Source organism: Pseudomonadota bacterium (assembly GCA_027624955.1).
In the GTDB taxonomy this organism is placed as follows: domain Bacteria; phylum Pseudomonadota; class Alphaproteobacteria; order UBA828; family UBA828; genus PTKB01.
The window spans coordinates 163,518-170,558 of sequence record JAQBTG010000001.1 but is presented as its reverse complement, the minus strand read 5'-3'; the positions used below and the strand labels follow the sequence as shown (position 1 = coordinate 170,558).

At 61.9% G+C, this 7,041-nt stretch carries 5 protein-coding genes; 1 reads left to right on the top strand and 4 read right to left on the bottom strand.

Features of this window, described 5'->3' with window-relative positions; genetic code table 11:
• Positions 1–347: 347 nt before the first annotated feature.
• Genes nfi through O3A94_00850 form a run of 4 tightly spaced genes read right to left on the bottom strand, consistent with a single transcriptional unit; the run spans position 348 to position 5,816 of the window.
• Positions 348–1,055, bottom strand: a complete 708-nt coding sequence (gene nfi / locus O3A94_00865; GenBank protein MDA1354800.1) for a deoxyribonuclease V — start codon at positions 1,053–1,055, stop codon at positions 348–350.
• Entirely contained in the window at positions 1,048–4,257 is a 3,210-nt protein-coding gene (locus O3A94_00860) for an efflux RND transporter permease subunit (protein ID MDA1354799.1), read from the bottom strand. Before O3A94_00860 ends, nfi begins: the two co-directional genes overlap by 8 nt.
• Positions 4,258–5,400: an efflux RND transporter periplasmic adaptor subunit gene (locus tag O3A94_00855; protein ID MDA1354798.1), complete on the bottom strand. Its 1,143-nt coding sequence runs from the start codon at positions 5,398–5,400 to the stop codon at positions 4,258–4,260.
• Positions 5,397–5,816, bottom strand: coding sequence for an NUDIX hydrolase (locus O3A94_00850; GenBank protein ID MDA1354797.1), 420 nt, complete (start codon positions 5,814–5,816; stop codon positions 5,397–5,399). The genes O3A94_00855 and O3A94_00850 overlap by 4 nt, the downstream gene beginning before the upstream one ends.
• Before the next feature lie 157 nt (positions 5,817–5,973).
• Here O3A94_00850 and O3A94_00845 point away from each other — a divergent pair, with 157 nt between their 5' ends.
• Complete coding sequence (locus tag O3A94_00845; protein MDA1354796.1) at positions 5,974–7,041, top strand: NAD(+)/NADH kinase; 1,068 nt, start codon at positions 5,974–5,976, stop codon at positions 7,039–7,041.

Genomic DNA, 7,041 nt, shown 5'->3' with positions numbered 1-7,041 from the left:
GGCGAATAAACGCCCCGAACTTCTCCCTCCCGTTGGTCATGGCTCCTGTCTCCGTTTCCTGTTTAGCGATCACTATACACTTGATTCGCCATGCGCGTCAACCATCCACTAAACGGTAATTGATATCCCGTCAGGCAGCAATCTGAAGGTCTCGGATATCCTCTAGCAAGCGCCTGAAATCGGGCTCAGGCGCAATGCACATGGTTCTAAAGGCTTCCACAAAGGGCAGCCATTCCCCAATAGCTCCCCGCCGCCACACCCGCTTCGCCTGATAAGCCCTTCTTCCCCAGCGGGGAAGAGGGGTTGGGGAGAAAGGGCGAGCAAAGCGCGCGCACAGCGCGCTCACCCTAACGCGCCTTCGACAGCTTATCTGCCAAGCGCACCGGCTCCGGCAGGCGGTAGCGCGTGGTGCAGCGGAGCGTAATTGCCAGAGCGGTACTTAAATTCACCCGGTGGCCGGTCGAGACGTAGACCGGTTTGACGCCGGAACGGGTGCGGAGGACGTTGCCGAGGCGCGTCGCGCGCTCGCCGCCCTTGGATGCGCCGCCTTTCGGTTTTGCGACGAGCGGGGTCCAATCGCCTTTGTCAGGGCCGGGCTCTTCATGGCTGCCGGTGAGACGGGACTTGCCGACACCGATTGCGGGCAGGTCCGTCAACAAGCCGAGATGGCAGGCGATGCCGAAGCGGCGCGGATGAGCGATGCCGTGGCCGTCGCACATCAGGATATCGGGCGCGATGTCGAGCATCGCTAAAGCATCCAAGAGAACCGGCACCTCGCGGAACGACAACAGGCCGGGGATATATGGAAACACCGTGGGGCGGCGCGCCAAGGCGCTGGCGACCGGGACGAGGTCCTTCAAGCGCAGAACCACTACCGCGCCACGCGTGATCTTGCCGCCATCCTCGAACGCGACATCGAGCCCGGCGATATACTTGAGTGTACGCCGTCCACCGGGCGAGAACCGGTCACTCAACTCGACATTGGCCGCCAGCTCTTTTTGCAGCGCTATGGCTTGCTTGGGAGAGAGCGCCCAATCAAGTTGGGTGTTAATCAGCGCCGGCCTTGGCTGCTTGCACAGGCGCTGGCATGTCGCTCGCTTTCTTACGCGGTTTACGGGCGAGGACGGTCATCATCGGCGGGACGATCAAAAGCGTCAGGATGGCGGAGAGCGCGAGGCCACCGACCACGACCGAACCGAGGCCGCGGTATAGCTCGGAGCCGGCGCCGGGGAACAGCACCAGCGGCAACATGCCGACGACACTAGTGACGGTCGACATGAAAATCGGCCGGATGCGGTTGCGCGTCGCTTCGATAATGGCTTCTTGCACTTCCATATCGTCGGCGCGCATGTGATGCAGGGTCTGATGGACCAATAGAATCGCATTATTGACGACGATGCCGATTAAGATGACAAAGCCCAGCACCGTCAACATGTCGAGCGGCTGGAAGCGGTCGAGATTGAACAGGATCAAGCCGAGCACGCCGCCTGCCGCCGCGGTCGGCACCGACAGCATGATGATGAAAGGGTAGACGAAGCTCTCGAACAGCACGGCCATGATCAGATAGACAATGACAATAGCGAGCGCCAAGTTGAGCACCATGGCGTCCCAGGTTTTGGTCAATTGATCCGCCGTCCCAGAGAGATTCATGGAGATACCAGGCGGCAGGCCTTCAGCCGTCAGCGCACCGATGACGCTTTCCTCCAGCGTCTGCATCGCCACTTCGAGCGGCACCGACGCAGCGGGGCGGATTTCCAGGGTGACCGTGCGCTCACGTTCAACATGGCGGATCAGGCTCGGCCCTTCGGTGACCAGAATATCGGCCAGCGCGCCGACCGGCAGGATGGTGCCGTCGCGCGTGACCACGGGCAGTGACTCGATGTCCTGGGTCTGTCCGACCCCGCGCTTAGGGCCAGTTAGCATCAGATCAAAACGCTCGCCGCCGATGGTGATTTCATCGACCCGAAGACCGTCATTGAAGGCATCTACCGTGAGGCCGAGTTCGAGCGCATTCAGGCCATTGTCGCCGAGCAAAACCTGGTTCGGCGTGATGCGCACTTCCGGCGCGCCCATTTCCAGCCCGGGCACCGGGCGCATCTGGTTGCCTTCGGAATAAGGCATCACCGCGAACAGCCGCCCCACCGCGTTCACGGCCACCTCGAGAACGGTCTCCAGATCGGGGCCGGAGATGTCGAGATCGATCTTGCGGCCGCCGCCGATGGTGCGGCCGAACAGACTGGTCTGGCTGACGAAGCCGAAGGTCCCGGGCTCTTTGAACACTGGAATACGAATGGGATCGATCAACTCTCCGGCGCGCTGCGGCTCCATCGACACCGCGCCGACAAAGGCGCGCGAGCGCAACGTGACAAAAAAGAAACGCTCCATTTTGGGCGGCCCGCCGGGCTCGGATACGGGGCCGGTTTCGGTTGCCCACAAGGGGCGCACTGCGTTTTCGATGCGCTCGGCGATGCCGCTGGTGGTATCGAGATTATAGCCGGGTGGCGGCACCACCACGCCGAACACCAGATTGCGGTTGCCCTCCGGCAGATAATCGAGCTTCGGCAAAAGCTGCCAGGCGACAAATAAGGCGCTGCCAGATACCAGCACCACCACCAGAATGGCACGCACGCGCCCGCGCACGACCCATTTGGTAAAGCCCATCACCAGGGCGACGAAGCCACGCGCGAATTGATCCACGACCGGGATCGAAATTCTGCGCGGAGTGTCTAAAGCATCGCCCGCCGCGCCGCGCGAGCGGCTCAGGATGCGGCTCGCCAATGATGGAATAAGGGTGATCGCAACCAAGAGGGACAACAGGACCGAGACTGAAATGGCAACCGCGATATCGCGGAACAATTGCCCAGCTTCCAACTGCATGACTAGGATCGGAACGAAAACCAAAACCGTTGTCAGCGCCGAGACGAACACCGCGCCCCACACCTGGCGCGCACCTTCATAAGCGGCCTCGACCCGCGACATGCCCTGCTGACGTAGCCGGTAGATGTTTTCCAGCACAACGATCGCGGCATCGACCACCATGCCGACGGCGAAGGCGAAGCCGGCCAGGGAAACCACATTGATCGAGCGACCCAACAGCGCCATCGCGACAAACGAACCCACCACCGACACCGGAATGGCGATCGCGATGATGACGGTCGCGCCAAAAGAGCGCAGAAACAGCATCAGGACGATGATCGCAAGGGTGCCGCCCATCCAAATATTCTGCTGCACCAACTCGATGGCCGAATCGATATAGACCGTCTCGTCATAGACATGCTCAAGCGTGAGCAATGCATCCGGCATTGCCGTTTCGTTGAGTTCGCGCACCGCCTGGCGGACGCCCTCCATGGTCACCATCACATTGGCGCCGGTTTCGCGGATAGCGTTGACCGCCATGGCCGGTTCGCCGAGCGTGCGGATGCGGGCGACGGGATCTTTATATCCGAAACGCACATCGCCGATATCGCCGAGCGTCACGCGCGCCAAACGGCCAGTAGCGAGGTCCGCGGAGCTGCGCAACAAGACGGCGCGCACGCGATCCGGCGTTTTCAGCTCGGAATCGGTGCGCACGATATAACGGCGCTTGCCTTCGGTGATGTCACCGGCAGAGATCGAGGTATTGGCGCCCCGCAGCGCAGTCACAACATCGGGTACGGTGAGGCCGTAGCGGGCCATCTTTTTAGGGTCCACCGTCACGCGCAATTCACGCTCCGAGCCGCCAAACATGTTGACCCGGGCGACGCCGGGCACGCGCTCGAGGCGTTCCTTGATGGTATCTTCGATAAAATCGCCATATTCGTGCATCGGGCGGACGTTGCCTTCGCGACGCTGAATGATGAACCAGGCGATGGCCGAATCCTCAGCACTGGCGGCGCGGATCGTCGGCTCGTCGGTTTCCTCCGGATAGCCGTCGACGCGGTCGAGACTGTTGGCCACCAGCAGCAGCGCCCGGTCCATATTGTGGCCGACATTGAATTCCAGCGTGATCTCGGAACTATTGTCCTGCGACTGACTGACCATGCGGGACAGGCCTTCGAGGCCCTTCAAGACCTCCTCCTGGCGGTTGGTCACTTCGCGCTCGACCTCGGCCGGCGACGCGCCCACCCAGTTTGTGGTGATGGTAAGCACCGGCTTGCGCACGTCGGGCGTCAGCTGAATGGGGATTGTTTGAAGGGCGACGAGGCCAAACAGGAGAATCATCAGCACCGCCGCGATGATGGCGATCGGCCGCGCGATCGACAGGCGGATGAGGTTCATTTACGACGCGCCGGCGTCCGCGCCGGCGACAGTGACATCCTGGCCGGGCCGCAGCCGCTCATTCCCGCGGATAACCGCAAGTTCGCCCGATACGACACCGCTGATGATTTCAAAGCGCCCGCCCACGGCGGTGCCGATCTCAACCGGGCGGATGTTCGCTTTACCTTCTGCTGCGATGTAAACGAATGTCTGCCCCTGGCGCGTGATCAGCGCGTCCTTGTGGACCGTGACAACTTCACGGTAACGCCCGGCCGGCACTTGTAACACTACGGACTCGTTGACCGCGAGGGTCCGGTCCGTCATTTCGATGTCGGGCGTAAAACGCACCTGGCGCGTGCGCGTCAAGGGATTCTCCTCCGGAACGACGGCACGCACCACAGCCTGATGCAGCGAGCCATCATCAAGCGCAATCGACACGACCAGCCCGGATTCGAGGGCCGGGATGCGGGTTGCCGGAACGTCGGCTTCGATTTCCAACTGACGGTCGCCGACCATCGACACCACCGGACCACCATTGGTCACCCAGGAGCCGGTCTCGGTATGCTCGAGGGTGACGACACCGTCATAGGGCGCGCGCACCTCGGCATAGTATAAATCGATCTCGGCCAGGGCCAGATTGGCTTCCGCTCGCTCTTTGCGGGCCAACGCCGCACCCACCGAAGATTGCTCGACGACGACCTGCTGGCGCATATCTTCGTGGCGGCCCTTGGAAAAGGCAGCTGAGCTTTTCAAGCCGTCGAGCCGCGCCATTTCCTGTTGGCGCAAAACCAGCAGGGAGTCAGCCAAATCGATCTGAGCTACGGTTTCGGCGACTTCGGCGGCAAGCAGCGCGCGTTGGCGCCGCAAGCGCGCGGTGTCCAAAACGGCGAGTATTTCGCCTTTCTTGACGCGATCGCCAACCGAGACGCGCATATCGGCGACCGGGCCGCCAATCCGCGCCGCGACGATGCCGGATTGCCGCGCCACTAGCCGCCCAATTACCGGTACGGTCTGAGACAAGGGCTCTATCCGTACTTCATCGACGTCAACTGCGGCTGTTTGTTGGGCCAGCGCGGGCGGTGCGCCAAGCGGCGCCAGCGCGGCCATCGCGGCCAACGCCGTAGCAGCAACCAGGCGGGTAAGCGCCAAATTAGGCATGCTCATAATTCCGATCCACCGTTGAGCGCTCGGTTGAGAGCGATAATTTCGGGCGCGGCCATCAGGCCGCTCTCAATCGCTTGCTTGGGTTTCATGAATATCAACTCGACGGTTTCGTGGTCCGGCGTCTGCGGCACACCTTTTCCCTGCACCAGGTAATAAATGGGTGTGTACTCGCCGTGAGTCCAGGGGCTGAACAAAGTACCGGGAACATGTAGCAGATAAGCCGGGGTCACCGCGAGGTTTCCTTCCTCCAGGAATTCACGCTTGAGCGCCATTTCTGGCGTCTCGCCGGCCTCGACAGCGCCACCGGGAAATTTAAGCACGTCGCGGCCGCCGACCTTCTCGGCCGCCATCAGCACCTTTCCGGCGCGCAGCAACACGCCGTACACGCGCACATTATTTGGCTGTAATCTTTCCATAGGCGGCTTTATTACACTATCGCGCCGGGCCGGTCAGCATTGACCAAATTGAACAAAGAAGCACTGGGCGAACGCGGCACGATAGGGCATAGTGCGGCCCCTCGGTGGCGCTGTCATTTCCGCCAATTAAGCATTCGAACCGCAAAAACGAATTAAAATGAGCTTGGACGATCACACAGCCTCGGTGGGCATTCTGGCCAATCCCGCGGCGGGACGAGATATCCGCCGCCTTGTGGCGCAGGCTTCAGTGTTTCCCATCGCCGAAAAACGCAACATGGTCACTCGCCTGTTTTCGTCTCTCGGCGGGCTGGGGGTGGGACTCGTCTATATGATGCCCGACAGGACCGGCATCGCCGACCGTATCCGCCATGCTTTGGAAACGTCTCCGCCTGCCGGCCAGGTCTGGCCACGCGTGGAATTTCTCGACATGCCGATTGAGGATAGCGCGGCGGACACGCTGGCCGCCGTGGAATTGATGGTGGAACGCGGCGTCGGCGGCATCATCGTGCTCGGCGGCGACGGCACCCATCGCCTGGTCGCCGCCAAAGCCGGGGATATCCCGATAACTGCTCTCTCCACCGGCACCAACAACGTCTTTCCAGCGATGCGCGAAGCCACCATCGCCGGGCTCGCCGCCGGACTAGTTGCGACCGGGCAAATTCCCGCCGCCCATGCGGCCACCCGCAACAAGGTCCTACGGATCGACGTCAACGGCACCGAGCGCGACATGGCGCTGGTCGATCTCTGCACCAGTACAACGCTTTGGGTCGGCTCACGCGCCCTATGGAGCGCCGAGGGCCTCGACCAACTGTTTCTGTCATTTGCAGAGGCCGACGCTATCGGCCTGTCTTCTGTTGGCGGGCTCTTGCGCCCCGTGGCGCGCAGCGCGGACGCCGGCCTGTGGCTGAATTTGGCCGAACCGGGCGCTGGCGCTATGACCGTCTCTGCGCCGCTCGCGCCAGGTCTAATGGTGGATATCGGCATCGAGGCAGTCCACGAAATGCGGCCCGGCGAAGCGGTCCCGTTGAGGGCGTCGCGTGGGGTCGTTGCGCTCGATGGCGAGAGAGAGATAGAGTTTTCGCCGGGCGACCGATTGGCCGTGCGGCTGGAATGGAACGGGCCGCTGACGCTCGACATTCCAGGAGTCATGATGTATGCCGCACAAAATGGATTAATGACGCGCATGGACGAAACCTCGCGCCATGCCAAACTACGGGGAGATTAA

Bases quoted from the DNA above. Each gene is read 5' to 3' on its own strand.
- O3A94_00860 (MDA1354799.1), bottom strand. From the start codon at position 4,257: ATGAACCTCATCCGCCTGTCGATCGCGCGGCCGATCGCCATCATCGCG.
- O3A94_00855 (MDA1354798.1), bottom strand. From the start codon at position 5,400: ATGAGCATGCCTAATTTGGCGCTTACCCGCCTGGTTGCTGCTACGGCG.
- O3A94_00850 (MDA1354797.1), bottom strand. From the start codon at position 5,816: ATGGAAAGATTACAGCCAAATAATGTGCGCGTGTACGGCGTGTTGCTG.
- O3A94_00845 (MDA1354796.1), top strand. From the start codon at position 5,974: ATGAGCTTGGACGATCACACAGCCTCGGTGGGCATTCTGGCCAATCCC.